At 68.3% G+C, this 20,213-nt stretch carries 16 protein-coding genes and 1 riboswitch; of the genes, 10 read left to right on the top strand and 6 right to left on the bottom strand.

Annotated features, from left to right (window positions below; translation table 11 throughout):
- Positions 1-249 precede the first annotated feature (249 nt).
- Positions 250-1,746 carry a cysteine--tRNA ligase gene (gene cysS / locus ACFFU4_RS01325; protein WP_377066259.1) on the bottom strand — a complete coding sequence of 499 codons (1,497 nt, stop codon included), beginning with the start codon at positions 1,744-1,746 and terminating at the stop codon, positions 250-252.
- 71 nt (positions 1,747-1,817) lie between these two features.
- On the bottom strand, positions 1,818-2,288 hold the full coding sequence (gene tsaA, locus ACFFU4_RS01320; protein ID WP_377066257.1) for a tRNA (N6-threonylcarbamoyladenosine(37)-N6)-methyltransferase TrmO: 471 nt from the start codon (positions 2,286-2,288) through the stop codon (positions 1,818-1,820).
- Between the two features lie 81 nt (positions 2,289-2,369).
- Here tsaA and ACFFU4_RS01315 point away from each other — a divergent pair, with 81 nt between their 5' ends.
- Entirely contained in the window at positions 2,370-4,169 is a 1,800-nt protein-coding gene (locus ACFFU4_RS01315; RefSeq protein ID WP_377066255.1) for an aminopeptidase P family protein, read from the top strand.
- Positions 4,170-4,238: 69 nt separating this feature from the next.
- Complete coding sequence (locus ACFFU4_RS01310) at positions 4,239-4,580, top strand: DUF427 domain-containing protein (RefSeq protein WP_377066253.1); 342 nt, start codon at positions 4,239-4,241, stop codon at positions 4,578-4,580.
- Between the two features lie 27 nt (positions 4,581-4,607).
- Here ACFFU4_RS01310 and ACFFU4_RS01305 read toward each other — a convergent pair whose 3' ends face one another.
- A complete protein-coding gene (locus ACFFU4_RS01305) occupies positions 4,608-6,248 on the bottom strand; it encodes a chloride channel protein (RefSeq protein ID WP_377066358.1) in 1,641 nt (546 codons plus the stop codon).
- Positions 6,249-6,390: 142 nt separating this feature from the next.
- Here ACFFU4_RS01305 and ACFFU4_RS01300 point away from each other — a divergent pair, with 142 nt between their 5' ends.
- The 8 genes from ACFFU4_RS01300 (at position 6,391) to recN (ending at position 16,487) form a co-directional block, all read left to right on the top strand.
- On the top strand, positions 6,391-7,767 hold the full coding sequence (locus tag ACFFU4_RS01300) for an FAD-binding oxidoreductase (RefSeq protein WP_377066251.1): 1,377 nt from the start codon (positions 6,391-6,393) through the stop codon (positions 7,765-7,767).
- Positions 7,768-7,811: 44 nt separating this feature from the next.
- Entirely contained in the window at positions 7,812-8,768 is a 957-nt protein-coding gene (murB, locus tag ACFFU4_RS01295; RefSeq protein ID WP_377066249.1) for a UDP-N-acetylmuramate dehydrogenase, read from the top strand.
- A gap of 81 nt (positions 8,769-8,849) precedes the next feature.
- Positions 8,850-9,728, top strand: a complete 879-nt coding sequence (locus tag ACFFU4_RS01290) for a D-alanine--D-alanine ligase (RefSeq protein WP_377066356.1) — start codon at positions 8,850-8,852, stop codon at positions 9,726-9,728.
- Entirely contained in the window at positions 9,716-10,609 is an 894-nt protein-coding gene (locus ACFFU4_RS01285) for a cell division protein FtsQ/DivIB (protein WP_377066247.1), read from the top strand. The genes ACFFU4_RS01290 and ACFFU4_RS01285 overlap by 13 nt, the downstream gene beginning before the upstream one ends.
- Positions 10,606-11,940 (top strand): cell division protein FtsA, encoded by a 1,335-nt coding sequence (gene ftsA, locus ACFFU4_RS01280; protein WP_377066245.1) that lies wholly within the window; start codon positions 10,606-10,608, stop codon positions 11,938-11,940. The genes ACFFU4_RS01285 and ftsA overlap by 4 nt, the downstream gene beginning before the upstream one ends.
- Positions 11,941-12,114: 174 nt before the next feature.
- Positions 12,115-13,734, top strand: a complete 1,620-nt coding sequence (ftsZ, locus tag ACFFU4_RS01275; RefSeq protein WP_377066243.1) for a cell division protein FtsZ — start codon at positions 12,115-12,117, stop codon at positions 13,732-13,734.
- Positions 13,735-13,949: 215 nt separating this feature from the next.
- Positions 13,950-14,798 carry an outer membrane protein assembly factor BamD gene (locus ACFFU4_RS01270; RefSeq protein WP_377066241.1) on the top strand — a complete coding sequence of 283 codons (849 nt, stop codon included), beginning with the start codon at positions 13,950-13,952 and terminating at the stop codon, positions 14,796-14,798.
- A 39-nt stretch (positions 14,799-14,837) separates the two neighbouring features.
- Entirely contained in the window at positions 14,838-16,487 is a 1,650-nt protein-coding gene (gene recN / locus ACFFU4_RS01265) for a DNA repair protein RecN (protein ID WP_377066239.1), read from the top strand.
- Between the two features lie 12 nt (positions 16,488-16,499).
- Here the strand turns inward: recN and ppk2 are convergent, their stop codons facing one another.
- The 3 genes from ppk2 to ACFFU4_RS01250 form a co-directional block, all read right to left on the bottom strand.
- On the bottom strand, positions 16,500-17,468 hold the full coding sequence (gene ppk2 / locus ACFFU4_RS01260) for a polyphosphate kinase 2 (protein ID WP_377066237.1): 969 nt from the start codon (positions 17,466-17,468) through the stop codon (positions 16,500-16,502).
- Positions 17,469-17,647: 179 nt separating this feature from the next.
- Positions 17,648-17,959 carry an ETC complex I subunit gene (locus ACFFU4_RS01255; RefSeq protein WP_377066235.1) on the bottom strand — a complete coding sequence of 104 codons (312 nt, stop codon included), beginning with the start codon at positions 17,957-17,959 and terminating at the stop codon, positions 17,648-17,650.
- Between the two features lie 72 nt (positions 17,960-18,031).
- Positions 18,032-19,828, bottom strand: coding sequence for an ABC transporter transmembrane domain-containing protein (locus tag ACFFU4_RS01250; RefSeq protein ID WP_377066233.1), 1,797 nt, complete (start codon positions 19,826-19,828; stop codon positions 18,032-18,034).
- A 155-nt stretch (positions 19,829-19,983) separates the two neighbouring features.
- Positions 19,984-20,192, top strand: a riboswitch (cobalamin riboswitch).
- Positions 20,193-20,213 lie beyond the last annotated feature (21 nt).

Below are 20,213 nucleotides of genomic sequence, written 5' to 3'. Positions count from 1 at the left end.
GTTTCTTTTTGGCAAAAATACTCCGGGGAGCGTGAGGGGCTGGCCCCTCACTCCGCGCGGAATCAAGGCGCACTTGTGCGCCGCCGCGCGAGCGCCCGACCGCCCCCCGGGCGGGCGCTTTTACAACGTTGCAGTCCCGCGCCATCGTTCGATGTATTTGGCAACCATAAACTGCACCAAACATCCGTTGCAGCGCCCCCCCGCGGTCGGGCCCTCGCGCGGCTTGCAGGCGGTGCGCTGAAAGGCTCGTCACTTCAACGCCTCCAGCTTGGCAGGGTCGAAGTCGGGGCCAACATCCCACTCGGGGCCTTGCGGGGTATCAACCACCACCACTCCAGCTTTCGTCAACGCGTCACGAATTTCATCTGCACGTCCAAAATCCCTTGATTTCTTGGCATCCTGCCGCTCCCAGACAAGAGAGACAATTCGTTCCCGTATAACCTCATCCGAAAGAGTTGGATGAAGCATGACACCATCTTCTAAATCGCCATACGAAAACAGGTTGATCCCAAGCAAAGCGCATCCAGCCAAGAGCCTTTTGCTTGCCTGCTCGACTTGATCACTCGACAATTTCGCTCGCGAAGAGCCCTCCAATGACTTCGCCAAAGAAATCAAATGAGTAATTGCCAAAGACGTATTGAGGTCGTCACACAAAGCATCGACGATGTTCTGATCAACATATGATCGAATGAAGGCTTCAACATCGCTGTTAAGCTCTGATCGAAGATGATCCTGATGCGCTACTTCTGACGCCCAGATATCCAATCGTCTCTTTGCTGAAACAGCAGACGCCTGACGCCAATCCATGGGCTTTCGATAGTTCGTCAAAAGAAAAACATATCTGATGACAGGGCCTGGAACGCCTTTGTTGCCGGGCATGCCTTTTTCCAGCAAATCCCGCACCGTAAAGAAATTGCCTAAGGATTTGGACATCTTCTTGCCCTCGACCTGCAACATCTCGTTATGCAGCCAGTAGCGCGCAAAATCCCCCTGAGGATGCGCGCAGCAGCTTTGGGCGATCTCGTTCTCGTGGTGGGGGAACATCAGATCGTTGCCGCCGCCGTGAATGTCGAAACTCTCGCCCAACAGCTCATAAGCCATCGCCGAGCATTCGATATGCCAGCCGGGCCGCCCGTACCCCCAGGGCGACGCCCACCCCGGTTGGCCCTCATCCGACGGCTTCCACAAAACGAAATCCATCGGGTTGCGCTTGTAGGGGGCCACCTCGACCCGCGCACCGGCGATCATGTCATCGACCGAGCGGCCCGACAGCTTGCCATACCCCTCGCGCCACGAGTCCACGGCAAAGAGCACATGGCCCTCGGCCTCATAGGCGTGGCCCTTGGCGATTAAATCCTCGATCATCGCCACCATCTGCGGGATATACTCGGTCGCGCGCGGCATGTGGTCGGGCTCCAACGCGCCCAACTCGGCCATGTCGTCGAGAAACCACTGCGTCGTCTCCGCCGTGATCTCGCCGATCGGCCGCCCGCTCTCCGCCGCGCGCGCGTTGATCTTGTCATCCACATCCGTAAAGTTGCGCACATAGGTCACATGCTCCGCCCCATAGACATGCCGCAACAAACGATACAGCACGTCAAACACCACCACCGGCCGCGCATTGCCCAGATGCGCCCGGTCATAGACCGTCGGCCCGCAGACATACATCCGCACATTGTCGGGGTCCAAAGGCGCAAAATCCTCCTTGCGCCGTGTGCGGGTGTTGGTGAGGCGAATGGTCGTCATGGCGTCCTCGTGGGGGATGGATTGCGCGCGGGCTTAGCAGCTTCGCCCGGCGCTTGGAACCACCGCGTTGCTCAGCCTTTCGGCGGGGCCTTGGGGGTGAATTCGCAGGTCACAGGCTTGATGTCGATCAGCGGCGTGCCGTCCAGACAATCGAGGCCGCGCACGATCAGCGCATCCCCCTCCACCCGCTCCAGCCGCACCCGCGACAGGCCGATCGGGTTGGGCCGCTGCGGCGAGCGCAGGGCGAAGGTGCCGAAATAGCGCTGCCCGTCATTGCCGGGGTTCTGCACCACCAGGTCGCGCCGCGCCCGGTCAAGCCAGTAGAGCAGGTCGAGATGGGCATACTCCCCGACGCCCAGCAATGCCTCGCGCCACGGCGCGAACACCTCCACACGGCACTCGGGGCCGTCCACACGCCCCTGCCGGGGGCAATCCTTGCGCTCACTCCACGGCGTGCGGATGCGCCCGATGAACTGCAGCGCGGCGTCCTGCGCCTCCGGCACCTCCACCAGCTTCTCGCCCGCGCGCACCCGGCTTTCCATCGCCCCGCCCCCGTTATTGCCATTTCACGGGCTCTTCTTTAGCACTGAAGCACATTCCGCACCACGAGAGAGACGCGCCCCTTGTTCCAGAGCTTTACCGAGACCGCGCAGCCCGAGCAGGGCCCGCCGCGCCTTGCCCGCCTGCGCCACGCGATGGCCGGGGCGGGGCTCGCGGGCTTTCTTGTGCCGCGCGCCGACGCGCACCAGGGCGAATATGTAGCAGCCTGCGACAACCGGCTGGCGTGGCTCACCGGCTTCACCGGCTCGGCAGGGCTCTGCGTCGTCCTGAACGATGTGGCGGGCGTGTTCGTGGACGGGCGGTACCGCGTGCAGGTGAACGGGCAGGTCGACACCGGGCATTTCACCCCCGTGGACTGGCCGGCGACAAGGCCGGGCCAATGGCTCGCGCAGCACCTGCCCGCAGGCGGGCCGGTGGGGTTCGACCCGTGGCTGTGGACGCCCGCGCAGATCGACGAGATCGCCACGGCGCTGCCCGACGGCGTCCGGCTCGTGCCGTCCGACAATCTCGTGGATGCCATATGGCAGGACCGCCCGCCCCCGCCGCGCGGCCCGATACAGCCCTGGCCCGAGACATTGGCGGGCATGACCCATGCCGAAAAACGCGCGCAACTGGCCGGGAGCCTGCGCGCGTCCGATACGCGCGCGGCGGTCATCACGCTCACCGACTCCCTCGCATGGCTGCTGAACATCCGCGGCACCGACATCCCCCGAAACCCGGTGCCGCAGGGCTTTGCCATCCTGCACGATGACGGGCGCGTGGCGCTCTTCACCGACCCGGCCAAGCTCGACGATGCGGCGCGCGCGCATCTGGGCACGGAGGTCACGCTCGCCACACCCGATGCCTTTGGCCCCGCGCTCGACGCACTCGACGGCCCGGTGCAACTCGACCGCAAGAGCGCTCCGGTTTGGGTCGTGCAGCGGCTTGAGGCGGCGGGTGTCGCCCATACGTGGGCCGAGGATCCCTGTATCCTCCCCAAGGCGCAAAAGACTGCCGCCGAAATCGCCGCCACCCGCGCCGCTCACCTGCGCGACGGCGCGGCGGTCTGCGAGTTCCTCGCGTGGTTCGACGCGCAGCCTGCCGGAACGCTCACCGAGATCGGCGTAGTGACAAAGCTGGAGCAATGCCGCGCCGCCACCGGCAAGCTGCTCGACATCAGTTTCGACACCATCGCAGGCAGCGGCCCCAACGGCGCGCTGCCGCATTACCGCGTGACCGAGGGCAGCGACCGCACGCTCCACGAAGGCGACCTGCTCGTGCTCGACAGCGGCGGGCAGTATCTCGACGGCACCACCGACATCACCCGCACCCTGCCCGTGGGCACACCCGGCGAGGCCGAGCGCGCGGCCTTCACCCGCGTACTGCAGGGCATGATCGCCATCTCGCGCCTGCGCTTTCCCTCGGGGCTCGCCGGGCGCGATCTCGACGCGCTGGCGCGCTACCCGCTGTGGCTCGCCGATCAGGATTACGGCCACGGCACCGGACACGGCGTCGGCGTCTATTCCTGCGTGCACGAGGGGCCGCAACGGCTTTCGCGCCTGTCGGAGGTACCGCTCACCCCCGGAATGATCCTGTCGAACGAGCCGGGATATTACCGCGAAGGTGCCTTCGGCATCCGCATCGAGAACCTGATCGTGGTGCGCGACGCCGCGCCCGTGACCCGGGGCGACGGGGCCACGCAGCTCGATTTCGAGACCCTCACCTTTGCGCCCATCGACCGCCGCCTGATCGTGGCCGACATACTGTCCGCACCCGAACGCGCATGGCTCGACACCTACCACGCCGCCTGCCGCGACAAGATCGGGCCTCTGCTTTCGGACCAGTCGCGGTTATGGTTGGAGCGGCAGACAACGCCGCTGTGACACATTCCCGTGACATCGGGGCGGCACACGGACATCAACAAACGAACCGGAACGACAGGAGGGACAACCATGAGCAAGATCACGATCCGCAAGGCGGACGGAACATGGACGGTGCGCGCCGGCGGCGCGATCCTCGCCGAGAGCCGCAACGCGCTTGAACTGACCGAGGGCGACTACCCGCCGGTGATCTATTTCCCGCGCGAGGACATCGCGATGGCCTTTCTCGACGAGAGCGAACAGACCAGCCATTGCCCGTTCAAGGGCGATGCGCGCTATTTCTCGATCCACACCAAAAGCCAGATCATCGAAAACGCCGCGTGGAGCTACGAGGCCCCCAAACCGGCGGTCGCGCAGATTGCGAACCATATCGCCTTTTACGGCACCGAGAAGGTCGCGGTAGAACGCATCTGACCATCGGGCCGTCGCGGTGCGTCGCGCTCAGCCGTGCTCTTCCTTCGACACGGCAGCGAGCGCACGGTTGTAGGCCTTGAGCGCATCGACATGGAACAGTGCCCCGACGAGCGCCGGCGGGGCATCGCCCCCCGACAGCGTGACCACCGGCACGAACGGCACGCCCGCGCGCTCGAACACCGGCATCGCGGTCTCGAGCGTGGCGGCGGCATCGACATAGACCCCGTCCTCGATCAGGTCCCAGCACTTGTCGGGATCGGCGGCGCGGGGGTCATCGGGCGCGCGCATCAGCCGCGACACGACGAACATGCCCAGCAGGTAGGCTTGCGGCCCGGCGGCCAGCCGGACGCCCCGCCGCCGAAGCTGCGTGAGAAAGAACGACCGCCGCACCAGCCGCGCCGACAGCGCCACCGAGGTCGAGACCGCCACCATCACCGCGAGGCCCGTCTGCCAGTCGCCGGTCAGCTCGAACACGATCAGCGTGGTCGAAATGGGCGCGCCCAGCACCGCCGCCGCAACCGCGCCCATCCCCGCCAGCGCATAGAGCGTGGCCGCGCCGGAGTAGTCGGGCAGGATCGCCGTCGCCAGCAGGCCGAAGGTCAGCCCGGTGAGCGCGCCGACCATCAGCGAGGGCGAGAACACGCCGCCGCCCATGCGCCCGCCCAGCGTGATCGCCACCGCCAGCACCTTGAGCACGGCAAACACCATCGCCTCGTGCCACACCAGCCGCCCGGTCAGCGCCGCCGAGGTGGTCTCGTAGCCCACGCCGATGATATGCGGAAACCAGATCGCCAGCGCCCCCAGCATCAGCCCCGCCGCCGCCGGACGCAGCCAGCGCGGCACGCGCAGGCGCATCTGTACGTGCCCGGCCACGTCCTCTGCCACGAACACCGCCAGCATCATCAGCGTCGCCACCAGCCCGCAGACCAGCCCGAGAATCAGGAAGGCGGGCAATTCCACGTAGAAGGACAGCACGCTGCTCGTCGGCAGCGCGAACTCGGTCACGTCGCCGAAATGCAGCCGGCTGATGATCGTGCCCGCGACGCTCGCGATCACGATGGGCGCGAAGGCGTGGATCGCGAAATGCCGCAGCACCACCTCCAGCGCAAAGAGCGCGCCCGCGATGGGCGCGTTGAACGAGGCCGAGACGGCGGCGGCCACCGCACAGCCCAGAAGATCGCGCCCGGTGATCCCGTCGGCATCGAGCCGCTCGCTCACCCAGGCCGAGATGACCGCCGCGAGATGCACCACCGGCCCCTCGCGCCCCGATGAACCGCCCATGCCCAGCGTCACCAGCGAGGCCGCCGCCGAGACCAGCCCTTCGCGCCGCTCGACCCGGCCCTCGCGCAGCGCCGCACCCTCGATCACGTCCGAGACCGTGCGCACGCGCCCGTCATCGGTGAACCGGTGCAGGATCAGCCCCACGATCAGCCCGCCCGCCACCGGCACCAGCAGCACCCAGAACCACGGCAGATGCTCGGCCTGCGAGTGCAGCCGCGCCACGTCGCCGGTCTGGTAGACCAGCCCCTCCAGCGCCGAGATCGCCTTGCGGAACAGCACCGCCGCATAGCCCGCGGCGCTGCCCAGCAGCAGCGCGATCACCCAGAACTGGAATTGGCTCGGGCCGCGGCGGCGCATCATCCGCCAGCCCCCGCGCAGGCGAATCATCGCCTGCCTGCGCAGGCGCGCGAAAAACGATCTATCTCTCGGCTGCGTCACGTTACCATCCGACCGGGCGCGTCCCGCGCCGCTTTCGCATCGCGGCGTCATCGCCTAGGCTAACGCGACACTCACGAACGAAAGTTGCCCAATGGACACGCAAAAAGCCCTTGACGACCTGCGCACCTGTCTAGGCCAACGGCTCAGCCTCTCCAAGTCCGATCTGGACCTGCACGGGCAGAGCGAGTCGCATTTCCCGCTCAGCCCCCCCGACGCCGTCGCCTATCCCGAGACGACCGACGAGGTCGCGCACATCATGGCCGTCTGCGCCCGCCACCGGGTGCCGGTCGTGGGATGGGGCACCGGCACCTCGCTCGAAGGGCAGTCGCAGGCGTTTTCCGGCGGCGTGGTGGTCGATTTCAGCCGCATGAACCGCGTGCTCGACGTGGCACAGGCCGACATGGTGGCGCGCGTGCAACCCGGCGTCACACGCGAGGCGCTGAACGAGGAACTGCGCGCCACCGGCCTGTTCTTCCCGGTCGATCCCGGTGCCAACGCGGCGCTTGGCGGCATGGCCGCGACCCGCGCCAGCGGCACCACCGCCGTGCGCTACGGCACGATGCGCGACAACGTGCAGGCGCTCGAGGTGGTGACGGCGGCCGGCGAGGTGATTCGCACCGGCACGGCAGCACGCAAGTCCTCCTCGGGCTACGACCTCACCGCGCTCTTCGTCGGGTCCGAAGGCACGCTCGGCCTGATCACCGAACTGACCCTGCGCCTGCATGGCCAGCCCGAGGCGATCTCGGCGGCGGTCTGCGCCTTCGACAGCGTCGGCGATGCGGTCGCCACGGTGATCGACACGATCCAGTGCGGCGTGCCGATGGCACGGATCGAGCTTGTGGACGAGGACAGCGTCCGCGCCGTCAACGCGTATTCCGGCATGGACCTGACCGAGACCCCGCACCTGCTGCTCGAATTCCACGGCAGTGACACCGGCGTTCGCGAACAGGCCGAGGTCTTCGGTGCCATCGCCGCCGATCATGGCGGCCGCGGCTTCGACTGGGCCACGATGCCCGAGGCGCGCACCGCGCTCTGGACGATGCGTCACAACGCCTATTACGCGATCCTCGCCAGCCGTCCCGGCGCGCGCGCCATCGTCACCGATATCTGCGTGCCGATCTCGCGGCTGGCCGAGGCCATCGAGGAGACCCGCGCCGACCTGGCAAGGGCGGGCGTGGCGGGGCCGATCCTCGGCCATGTGGGCGACGGCAATTTCCACGCCGTGCTGATGGTGGACATGGAGGACGAGGCCGAGATCGCCCGCGCCAAATCCGCCTCCGACCGGATGGTGGAGCGCGCGCTGGCGATGGGCGGCACCGCCACCGGCGAACACGGCATCGGCGTGGGCAAGCTGGGCTACATGGCGCAGGAGCACGGGGGCGGCTGGGCGATGATGGGGGCGATCAAGGCGGCGCTCGATCCAGACAATATCCTCAACCCCGGCAAGCTGGTGCCGCCGCGCACCTGACGCGCGGCTTTACCTCCGCGCCGCGCCGGGGCACAAGCGACGCCATGACCGGGATGCCGCAACCACGCGGACGGCTCAGCCGTGACCGCCCACTCTCTGATCTGACCTGGCTGCGCGTGGGCGGCCCGGCGGACTGGCTGTTCCAGCCCGCCGACACCGATGACCTCGCCGCCTTCCTGCGCGCGCTCGACCCCGCCGTGCCGGTCTTTCCGATGGGCGTCGGATCGAATCTCATCGTGCGCGACGGCGGTATCCGCGGCGTGGTGATCCGGCTGGGACGCGGCTTCAACACGATCGGGGTCGAGGGGGACCGCGTGACCGCCGGGGCGGCGGCACTCGACGCGCATGTGGCGCGGCGCGCGGCCGGGGCGGGGGTGGATCTCACCTTCCTGCGCACCATCCCCGGCAGCATCGGTGGGGCGGTGCGGATGAACGCGGGCTGCTACGGCTCCTATGTGGCCGATCACCTCGTCGAGGCACAGGCGGTGACGCGGCACGGCGAGGTGGTGACGCTGACACCCGACACGCTGAATTTCGGCTACCGCCACAGCGCGTTGCCCGAGAGCTGCGTCCTCACCCGCGCCACGTTTCGCGGCCCCATGGGCGACCCGGAGACACTCGCCGCGAAGATGGCCGCGCAGATCGCCAAACGCGACGCCACGCAGCCCACGCGCGAGCGCAGCGCCGGCAGCACCTTCCGCAACCCGGCGGGCTATAGCAGCACCGGGCGCGCCGACGACGTGCACGACCTCAAGGCATGGTCGGTGATCGACCGCGCGGGCCTGCGCGGCGCGCGCCGAGGGGCTGCGCAGATGAGCGGGAAGCACCCCAATTTCCTGCTCAACACCGGCGGCGCCACTGCCGCCGACCTTGAAGGTCTCGGCGAGGAGGTGCGAAAAAGGGTTTTCCAAAACAGCGGAATACAGCTAGAGTGGGAGATCATGAGGGTCGGCGAACCGGCCCCGGGCGACAGCCCCGACAACGAGCAGTCAGAACGATAACGCGGTCGCATCAAGCGACCCGGTGAATTGAGGCAAAAGGTGGTTGGTTCGGGCAGAACAACCCCGACGGTTGCGGTGATGATGGGCGGCCCCTCGGCAGAGCGCGAGGTGTCGCTGTCGTCAGGGCGCGAATGCGCCGCAGCCCTTCGGGAGGCAGGCTACCGCGTCGTCGGGATCGACGCCGGGGCCGATCTCTGCGCGCGCCTTCAGGACATCTGCCCCGACGTGGTGTTCAACGCGCTCCACGGTCGCTGGGGCGAGGATGGCTGCGTGCAGGGCCTGCTGGAATGGCTGCGCATCCCCTACACCCATTCCGGCGTGCTGTCGTCGGCGCTGGCGATGGACAAGGAGCGCACCAAATCCGCCTACCGCGCCGCCGGTCTGCCGGTGGTCGCAAGCCTGCTTGCCCCGCGCGACGAGGTGCGCGCGCGCCACGTCATGCCCCCGCCCTACGTGGTCAAGCCCTACAACGAGGGCTCGTCGGTGGGCGTCTACCTGGTGCAGGAGGCCGCCAACGATCCGCCGCACCTGTCGGACGACATGCCCGAAACGGTCATGGTCGAGGCCTACGCCCCGGGCCGCGAGCTCACCACCACGGTGATGGGCGACCGCGCGCTGACGGTCACCGATATCCTCACCGATGGCTGGTATGACTACGACGCCAAGTACACACCCGGCGGCTCGCGCCATGTGGTCCCTGCCGACCTGCCGCAGGACATTTTCGACGCCTGCATGGAGTATGCCCTGCGCGCCCACGAGGTGCTGGGCTGCCGCGGGCTGAGCCGCACCGATTTCCGCTGGGACGAGGCGCGCGGGCGCGACGGGCTGGTGCTGCTCGAAACCAACACCCAACCGGGCATGACGCCGACATCGCTCAGCCCCGAACAGGCGGCGGCGGTCGGGGTCTCCTTTCCCGACCTTGTCCGCTGGATGGTGGAGGATGCGTCATGCGACCGGTGAGCCCCCGCGCCGATCCGTCGCCCTCGCGGCTGCGCTACCGGCTGGAGCGGATGCGCCTGACCCCCGCCTGGCGGCGGCTCACGCGGCTGGGCCTGCCGCTGCTGATCGTCGTCGGGTTCGTCGCGGGCTATCTCCACGATGCCGACCGGCGCGCGGAGATCGCCGAGCGCATTGCCGACATTCGCCACCAGATCGAGACACGGCCGGAATTCATGGTCCACCTGCTCGAACTCGACGGGGCCAGTGCCGGGGTGCAGGAGGATGTCCACGAGATCTTCCCCTACGACCTGCCGACAAGCTCGTTCGATATCGACATGGCGGCGCTGCGCGAGATGGTCGAGGGGCTACCCGCCGTCGCCCGCGCCGAGCTGCGCATCCGGCAGGGCGGCGTGCTGCGCATCGCCCTGACCGAGCGGGTGCCGGTGGCGCTGTGGCGCACGCGGCACGGGTTCGAGGTGCTCGACATCACCGGCGCGGCCATCGCCACGGTCGAGACCCGCGCCGCGCATCCCGGCCTGCCGGTGCTGTCGGGCACAGGGGCCGATCGCGCGGTGCCGCAGGCGCTCGATATCCTCGCCGCGGCGGCGGCGCTGAACCGTCCGCTGCGCGGTCTCGTGCGCATGGGCGAACGGCGCTGGGACCTGGTTTTCGGCGATGGCAGGCGCGTGCGTCTGCCCGCGCGGGCACCGGTGCCCGCAGTGGAGCGGGTGGTCGTGCTCGACCGCGCCAGCGACCTGCTGGAACGCGACCTCGTCAGCATAGACATGCGGCTCGGCGCGCGCCCAACGGTGCGCATGAGCGAACACGCCACCGGGGAATGGTGGCGCATCACGCGCGCGTCGGGCGCGCCACGCACTTCGTCAGGGGCGGACAACAGATGATCGAGCTATACGAAACCCAGCGTGCGATGCGCGCCATGCGCAAGGCCGCGATCCAGCGCGGCGTGGTCGCGGTCCTCGATGTCGGCACGTCCAAGATTTCCTGCCTCGTGCTGCGCTTCGACGGCACCGGGCGCTTTGCCGCCGCCGAGGGCGTCGGGCGCATGGCCGGGCAGGCCGGGTTCCGCGTGATCGGTGCGGCGACGACGCGCTCGCGCGGCGTGCGGCTGGGCGAGATCGAGGCGATGGCCGAGACCGAGCGCGCCATCCGCACCGCCGTACAGGCGGCACAGAAGATGGCGCAGATCCGCGTCGATCATATCATCGCGTGCTTCTCCGGGGCGCGGCCGCGCAGTTACGGGCTCGCCGGCGGCGTCGATGTGACCGGCCAGACCGTGACCGAACACGATATCAGCCGCGTGCTCAGCGCCTGCGAGGTGCCCGACATCGGCGAAGCGCGCGAGGTGCTGCACGCGCAGCCGGTGAATTTCGCGCTCGACCACCGCTCCGGGCTGATCGACCCGCGCGGCCAGATCGGCAACCGGCTGGCCACCGACATGCACATGCTCACCGTCGATGCGCTGGCCGTCCAGCACCTCGCCCATTGCGTCAAGCGCTGCGACATGGAACTCGCGGGCGTGGCCAATTCCGCCTATGTCTCGGGCAAGGCCGCGCTGGTGGAGGACGAGCAGGAGCTCGGTGCCGCCTGCATCGACCTCGGCGGCGGCAGCGCCGGGCTGTCGATTTTCATGAAAAAGCACATGATCTACGCCGATTGCGTGCGTATCGGCGGCGATCACGTCACCGGCGACATCTCGATGGGGCTACAGGTGCCGCAGGCCACCGCCGAGCGGATCAAGACCTTCTACGGCGGCGTCGTCGCCACCGGCATGGACGACCGCGAGATGATCGAGACCGGCGGCGATACCGGCGATTACGAGCATGACCGCCGCAAGGTCAGCCGCGCCGAACTGATCGGCATCATGCGCCCCCGCGTCGAGGAAATCCTCGAAGAGGTGCGCGCCCGGCTCGACGCCGCGGGCTTCGACCACCTGCCCAGCCAGCAGATCGTGCTCACCGGCGGTGGCAGCCAGATCCCCGGTCTCGACGGGCTCGCCAGCCGCATCCTCGGGCAGCGCGTGCGCCTCGGGCGGCCCTTGCGCGTGCACGGCCTGCCGCAGGCCGCCACCGGCCCGGCCTTCGCCAGCGCCGTCGGCATGTGCCTCTTTGCCGCCAACCCGCAGGACGAATGGTGGGATTTCGAGATCCCGGTAGACCGCTACCCGGCCCGCTCGCTGCGGCGCGCTGTCAAATGGTTCAAGGAAAACTGGTGAACGCAACATGTGGCGATATGAGCGAAATCCCGCGAAAACTCCCGGAAAACCGGGCATATTTGGTAGTTTCACGGTGTTTTTTTGGTGACGATTGGCGCATCCATCGGTAAGAATGGGGACAATCAGGCGGAAAACGGCCTGCGCAGACAGGCCCAGAGACAGGCGGACAGAGCAATGACACTCAACCTTTCACTCCCCGGACAGGACGATCTCAAGCCGCGCATCACCGTCTTCGGTGTCGGCGGCGCCGGCGGCAACGCGGTCAACAACATGATCGACAAGGCCCTCGACGGCGTCGATTTCGTCGTCGCCAACACCGACGCCCAGGCCCTCAGCCAGAGCCAGGCCGAGAGCCGCGTCCAGTTGGGGGTGAAGGTGACAGAGGGTCTCGGCGCCGGCGCCAAGGCGTCGATCGGGGCCGCCGCAGCCGAGGAATCCATCGAGGCCATCGTCGATCACCTCGCCGGCTCGCACATGTGCTTCATCACCGCCGGCATGGGCGGCGGCACCGGCACCGGCGCCGCCCCGATCATCGCGCAGGCCGCGCGCGAGCTTGGCGTGCTGACGGTGGGCGTCGTCACCAAGCCGTTCCAGTTCGAGGGCGGCAAGCGCATGAAACAGGCCGAGGCCGGCGTCGAGGCGCTGCAAAAGATGGTGGACACCCTCATCATCATTCCCAACCAGAACCTGTTTCGCCTCGCCAATGACAAGACCACCTTCACCGAGGCGTTCAGCATGGCCGACGACGTGCTCTACCAGGGGGTCAAGGGCGTGACCGACCTGATGGTGCGGCCCGGTCTCATCAACCTCGATTTCGCCGACGTGCGCGCGGTGATGGACGAGATGGGCAAGGCGATGATGGGCACCGGCGAGGCCGATGGCGAGACCCGCGCCGTGCAGGCCGCCGAGAAGGCGATCGCCAACCCGCTGCTCGACGAGATCAGCCTCAAGGGCGCGCGCGGCGTGCTCATCAACATCACCGGCGGCCATGACCTCACGCTGTTCGAGCTTGACGAGGCCGCCAACCGCATCCGCGAGGAGGTCGACCCCGACGCCAACATCATCGTCGGCTCCACCCTCGATATCGAGATGGAAGGCCGGATGCGCGTGAGCGTGGTGGCCACCGGCATCGACGCCAGCGAAGGCTCGGCCGATGTCCCGGTGCCGCGCCGCACGCTGGCCGAGCCGCTGCGCCAGCCCGAGGCCATCGAGGCTGACCTCCACGCCGAGCATGGCCACACCGCCCCCGCCGTCGCCGAAGAGCCCTCGCTCTTCGACCGCACCGAGGACGCCGCGGCCTGGCACGATCAGCCCGCAGCCTTCGTCGCGCAGGCCGACGATGACGATCTGCCCCCGCCCGCCTATCAGCCCGGCGCCGAAGAGTCCGCGCCCAGGGACGAGGCCGGGATGGAGTTCGAGGAAGAGCTCGACGCCTTCCTCGCGCCGCGCGCCCCCGCTCCCGGCACCCCCTCGCCCGAAGCGTTGCAGCGGCTGCAGACCGCGGTGCGCAATGCCCCCTCGCAGGCATCGCGCCAGCAGCCCGCCGGGCACGACACCGCCGCCGACGCCTCTTCGGCGCGGGAGACCGGCGGCGCGGCCGAGGAGAGATCGCGCTTCGGGATCAATTCACTCATCAACCGGATGACCGGGCATGGCGGACAGGAGGCGCCGCGCCCCGCGCGCCAGCAGCCCCCGGTACAGTCCGCCGCGCGCGCGCCGCAGCCTGCCCCCCGCGAGCAGGACGAGGAAGACCAGATCGAGATTCCCGCCTTCCTGCGGCGCCAGGCCAACTGAACCGGCACCCCGGCACAGTCTGCGGCCGCCCCTCGGGGCGGCCGTTCGCATTTGCCCGCCCATGCCGGCCGGGCCGGGGCCGGGGGATTCCCCGCGCGGCTCCCCGCCATGATCGCACGCGCCCCGCCAAACCCGTTTTGCCCCGCGAATTTATGTGCTAGAGCATCCCCGTGGCGAGGGATACGCCTGTGCGAAACACGACGGGAAGCATGGTCATGACAATCGGCAAGGGTCCGGCGCGATTTGCGGGGGCGGCGCTCATGGCGCTGGTGCTGGCGGGCTGCGACGGCGGCGAAAGCGTCGAGCGCGGCAATCTCAATTACGAGAATTTCACCGCGAAACAGATTTTCGAACGGGGCGAATACGACCTCGAGCGCGACAAGCCCAAACTCGCGGCGCAGAGCTTTGCCGAGGTCGAGCGGCTCTATCCCTATTCGGCCTTCGCCAAGCGCGCTGTCATCATGCAGGCATTCGCCTATCACCGCGACCGCAACTATGCCGAAAGCCGTGCTGCCGCGCAACGCTACATCGATTTCTACCCCGCCGACGAGGACGCGGCCTATGCCCAGTATCTGCTGGCGCTCAGCTATTACGACCAGATCGACGAGATCGGTCGCGACCAGAAGCTCACCTTCGAGGCGCTGCAGGCCCTGCGCGAGGTGATCGAGCGTTACCCCGAAAGCCAGTATGCCAATGCCGCGCGGCTGAAGTTCGATCTCGCCTACGATCACCTCGCGTCCAAGGAGATGGAGATCGGCCGCTACTACCTCAAACGCGACAACTTCTCCGCCGCGGCCAGCCGCTTCCGCATCGTGGTCGAGGATTTCCAGACCACGTCCCACACGCCCGAGGCGCTGTACCGTCTGGTCGAATCCTACCTCTCGCTGGGCTTCGTGGACGAGGCGCGCACCGCCGGCGCGATCCTGGGCCACAATTTCCGCGGCACCGAATGGTATCAGGACGCCTATGCGCTGCTCACCGGCAAGGGCTACACGCTCGAGGCCGCGGGCGACGGCTGGCTTCGCGGAATCTACCGTCAGACCGTGCTCGGCCGGTGGCTCTAGGGGGCAGCGGGGCGCGCGCCCGCCCCGCGGAATGACCGGATGCTGGCCACACTCGAAATCCGCGACATGCTCATCATCGACCGGCTGGAACTCGGGTTCCGGCCGGGCCTCAACGTGCTGACCGGCGAGACCGGGGCCGGCAAGTCCATCCTGCTCGATTGTCTCGGCTTCGTGCTGGGCTGGCGCGGGCGCGCCGATCTGGTGCGCGCAGGCACCGCGCGCGGCGAGGTGGTCGCGGTGTTCGAGCCCGGCCCCGACCATCCGGCCCGCGCGGTGCTGGCCGAGGCCGGGCTGCCCGACGAGGACGAGCTGATCCTGCGTCGCGTCAACGCGCAGGACGGGCGCAAGACCGCCTGGGTCAACGACCGCCGCGTCTCGGGCGAGGTGCTGCGACGGCTGTCGGCGACGCTGGTGGAGTTGCACGGCCAGCACGACGACCGCGGCCTGCTCGACCCGCGCGGCCATCGCGACATGCTCGACATCTTCGGCGGGCTGGAAACGCAGCGCGGCACGGTGCGGGCCGCCTGGCGCGCGCGCGCCGCCGCGCAAAAGGCATTGGACGAGGCCGAGTCGGCGCTCGCCGCGATGCGCGCCGAGGAGGATTTCCTGCGCCATTCCGTGGCCGAACTCGACACGCTCGACCCGCAGCCCGGCGAGGATGCCGCGCTCGACACCCGCCGCCGCCTGATGCAGGGGGCCGAGCGAATCCGCGAGGACATCGCCCGCGCCGCGCAGGCCATCGGCCTAGACGGGGCCGAGGGCGCGGCGGGCGACGCACTGCGCTGGCTCGAAGGGGTCGCCGAAAAGGCCGAGGGGCGGCTCGACGGCGCGCTCGCCGCGCTGTCGCGCGCGCTGGTGGAGCTGGACGAGGCCGGGCGCGAAACGCAGGCCGCGCTCGAAGCGCTCGACTTCGACCCGCTCGATCTCGAACATTGCGAAGAGCGGCTGTTTGCCATTCGCGGGCTGGCGCGCAAGCACGATGTGCTGCCCGACGACCTCGCCACATTCGCCGACAGCCTGCGTGCGCGGCTCGCCGCGCTCGACGCGGGCGACAGCGATCTCGCCGCCCGCCGCGAGGCGCGCGACGCCGCCGCGACGGCCTACGACCGCGAGGCAGAGCGCCTGACCGCCGCCCGCCGCGAGGCCGCCGCCCGGCTCGACGCCGCCGTCATGCACGAACTGGCCCCGCTCAGGATGGAGCGGGCGATCTTCACCACCGGAATCACCGCCGCCGATCCCGGCCCCTCCGGCCATGACGCGGTGAGCTTCACCGTCGCCACCAACCCCGGCGCCCCCGCCGGTCCATTGAGCCGCATCGCCTCGGGGGGGGAGCTCAGCCGCTTCCTGCTGGCGCTCAAGCTGTGCCTGTCGGCCCCCGAGACCGGCCTGACCATGATCTTCGACGAGATCGACCGCGGCGTCGGCGGGGCCACGGCGGACGCGGTCGGGCGGCGTCTGGCGCGGCTGGCGACAGAGGGCCAGGTGCTTGTCGTCACCCATTCGCCGCAGGTGGCGGCGCGCGGGGCGCATCACTGGCGGGTGGAAAAGCGGGTCGAGAACGACATGACGCTGTCGACCGTGCGCGCCCTCGCGGGGACAGAGCGCGTCGACGAAATCGCCCGGATGCTGTCGGGTGAACGCATCACCCAGGAGGCCCGGGCCGCCGCCGAGGCGCTGATGACGGGATGAGCGCGCCCGTGCTCAGCGCGGCTGGCGGCTGTCGGGGTGCAGCGACTTTCCGAGGATGTGCACGGAATTGTGCAGCACGTGCTGCGCGGTCGACACGATCAGCGGATCGGGCGTGCCGACGACCCGCTGGTCCTTGCCCGAATACTCCAGCGTGCTCAGGAAATGCCGCATGCAGTTCAGCCGCGCGCGTTTCTTGTCGTTCGACTTGATGACCGTCCAGGGCGCGTCGGCAGTGTCTGTATAGAAGAACATCGCCTCTTTCGCCTCGGTGTAATCCTCCCACTTGTCGAGGCTCAGCTTGTCGATCGGGCTCAGCTTCCACTGTTTCAGCGGGTCGGTGGCACGGCTGTCAAAGCGGCGCTTCTGCTCCTCCTGCGTGACCGAGAACCAGTACTTGTAGAGCCGGATGCCCGAGCGCACCAGCATCCTCTCAAGCTCGGGCGTCTGGCGCATGAATTCGAGGTATTCCCACGGCTCGCAAAAGCCCATGACCCGCTCGACACCGCCGCGATTGTACCAGGAGCGGTCATAGAATACCATCTCGCCCACCGTGGGCAGATGCTCGACATAGCGCTGAAAGAACCACTGACCCTTTTCTTCCCATGTCGGCTTGTTCAGCGCCACGACACGGGCCTGCCGGGGGTTCAGGTGCTCGGTGAAGCGCTTGATCGTGCCGCCCTTGCCCGCCGCGTCGCGTCCCTCGAACAGCAGCACGAAGCGCTCTCCGGTCTCTTGCGCCCAGAGTTGCACCTTGAGCAGTTCGGCCTGAAGCTTGGCCTTCTGCGCCTCGTAGGTGCGGCGCCCCAGCTTGTCCTGATAGGGATATGTGCCGTTCTCGAACGCGGCGCGCGCCTCGGCGAGCCTGTCGGTGGAGACGGGTTCCCGGTCTTCGTCATGCGTGTCCGCCGCTTCCGGAGCGGTGGCAGGTCCGGCGAGCGGCTCTGCCGTGGACTCGATGTCCTTGGCGGCGGTATCGGTCATGTCGGGCTCCCTCGTCACTGTTGATTTTGTGACGCCCAGTCTAACGTTTACGCGCCTCCCGCGCCTTGATGCGTGTCAATGGAGGACGGTCGCCGCCGAAAATGCACTGGTCCCGCGCCCCGGTCGGGGGCGGCGGCGGGCCGCGAAAAGGGAAAGAGCGGAATGGCCTGCGGGACGCCTCAGTGGGTCCAGACCTGCCGCCGCCGGGGCGAGAAATTCTCGGCATAGCCGCCGGGGCGGATGTTGGGCTTGCGCGTGTGCGGCTCCTGAACCACGGCGTCGATGCCGTGCTCCCTGGCGTAGTGCAGCGCCGCCTCCTTGCTGTCGAAGCGCAGCCGCACCTGCGCCTGCGTGTCGGCGTTCGAGGTCCAGCCCATCAGCGGGTCGATCTCGCGCGCGGTCTCGGACACGAATTCCAGCACCCATTTCTGTGTGTTGGCGACGCCCGATTGCGTGGCGGTCCGGGCGGGTTTGTAGATGCGTGCGCGCATGGGACTCTCCGAAACTGTCACTCGCCGTTATTCCAGATTGCCGCGCTCGCGGCAAGGGACCGTTCGCCGCGGTCAGGCCGCGACGCCGTCGGTGAACTGCAACCGCGCCAGCCGCGCATAGAGCCCGTTTTCCGCCACCAGGCTGTCATGCGTGCCCTGCGCCACGATGCGGCCCTGGTCCATCACCACGATGCGGTCGGCCTTTTTCACCGTGGCGAGCCGGTGCGCCACGATGATCGTGGTACGCGTCTGCGCCATCGTCTCGACGGCGGTCTGCACCGCGCGCTCGCTCTCGGCGTCAAGCGCGCTCGTCGCCTCGTCCAGCAGCAGCACCGGCGCATCGCGCAGGATCGCGCGGGCGATGGCGATGCGCTGTTTCTGCCCGCCCGACAGCATCACCCCGCGCTCGCCCACATAGGTGTCGTAGCCCTCGGGCAGCCGCGCGATGAAATCATGCGCATTGGCCGCACGCGCCGCCGCCTCGATCTCGGCATCGCTCGCGCCGAGACGGCCAAAGCGGATATTCTCGCGCGCCGAGGCGGCAAAGATCACCGGGTCCTGCGGCACGAGGGCCAGATCGGCGCGGAAATCGTGCCGCGCCATGTCCCCGAGCGGCACGCCGTCAAGCGTGATGCGCCCCTCATCCGGGTCATAGAACCGCTGGATAAGCTGAATGACAGAGGTCTTGCCCGCCCCCGAGGGCCCCACCAGCGCCACCGTCTCGCCGGGCCTGATGCTCAGGCTGAAATCGTCGAGCGCCGGGGTCTCGGGCCGCGCGGGATAGGCAAAGCGCACCGCGTCAAAGGCGATCTCGCCACGTACCGGGCGCGGCACCGCCACCGGTGCGCCCGGATCCTTGACCGGATCGTCGGCGCGCAGCAGCTCCACCAGCCGCTCGGTCGCGCCCGCCGCGCGCTGCAACTCGCCCCAGATTTCCGACAGCGCCGCCACCGCGCCCGCCACCATCACCGCGTAGATCACGAATTGCACCAGGCTGCCGGCGCTCATGTCGCCCGCGCGCACATCGCGCGCCCCGATCCACAGCACACCGACGATGCCTGTGAACACGAGGAAAATGACGATCACCGTCATCAGCGCGCGGGTATTCACCCGCCGCCGCGCGGCTTCATAGCTGCGCTCGGTGATGTCGCCGAACCGCGCCCGGCTCTCGCGCTCATGGGTGAACGCCTGCACCGTCTGCACCGACATGAGCGCCTCGGAGGCGTTGCCGGAACTGTTGGCGATCCAGTCCTGGTTCTCGCGGCTGAGCCCGCGCAGACGCCGGCCAAGCACCAGGATCGGCACGATCACCAGCGGCACGATCAACAACACCATCCCGGTCAGCTTGGCCGAGGTCAACAGCATCAGCACCATGCCGCCCGCGAACAGCAGCAGGTTGCGCAGCGCGATCGACACCGACGAGCCGATCACCGACTGGATCAGCGTGGTGTCGGTGGTGATCCGGCTCAGCACTTCGCCGGTCATCACCCGCTCGTAGAACGCCGGGCTCATGCCGATCACCCGGTCGAACACCGCCTTGCGGATATCGGCCACCACCCGTTCGCCCAGCCGCGACACCAGCAGATAGCGCAGCCCCGTACCCAGTGCCAGCAGCGCCGCGAAAAAGAGCGCCGCGCCAAAATACTGATCGAGAAGCGCGCCGTCCTCGCCGCCGAAATTGTCCACCACCCGGCGCACCGCCATCGGCAGGACCAGCGCCGCGGCGGCGGTCAGCACCAGCGCGGCGAAGGCGGCGGCCAGCAGCACGCGATACGGGCGCAGGAACGGCCAGAGCTCGGCCATCGCGCGCAGCCGCTTCGATTTCTCGCGATCCAGAAGATCGGCCCCTTTATCGGCCCTGCGCACCATGTCCGTCTACTCCGTCCCGTTCGCACCGGTTCTTGGCGAGTAGGGCGCGCGGGGTCAAGTGCCCCGAATGGTCGCAGGGGACATGGCATGGAAAACCGCATCGCATGCGCGCGGCGGCAGCGGCGATTATCTCTTGCGCGAATCCGGTTTCGGGCGTATCGCGGGACTGCTTCGGTCCGGGAAACATCCCGGGCAATAGGGAATACGGTGCGATCCCCGAAATGGATCAATTCCGTGACTGCCCCCGCAACTGTAAGCGGCGAGCGAGGCCGGAACATGCCACTGCACCCCCGAAGGGGTATGGGAAGGCCCGGCCAAGCGACGACCCGCAAGTCAGGAGACCTGCCGAAGTGATCACCCTATCCGGGCGCGGGGCGCGCCGTGG

This window comes from Roseovarius ramblicola (assembly GCF_042430665.1).
Lineage (GTDB): Bacteria > Pseudomonadota > Alphaproteobacteria > Rhodobacterales > Rhodobacteraceae > Roseovarius > Roseovarius ramblicola.
The sequence above is the reverse complement of the archived record's forward strand: the minus strand, read 5'-3'. Positions and strand labels throughout refer to the sequence as shown.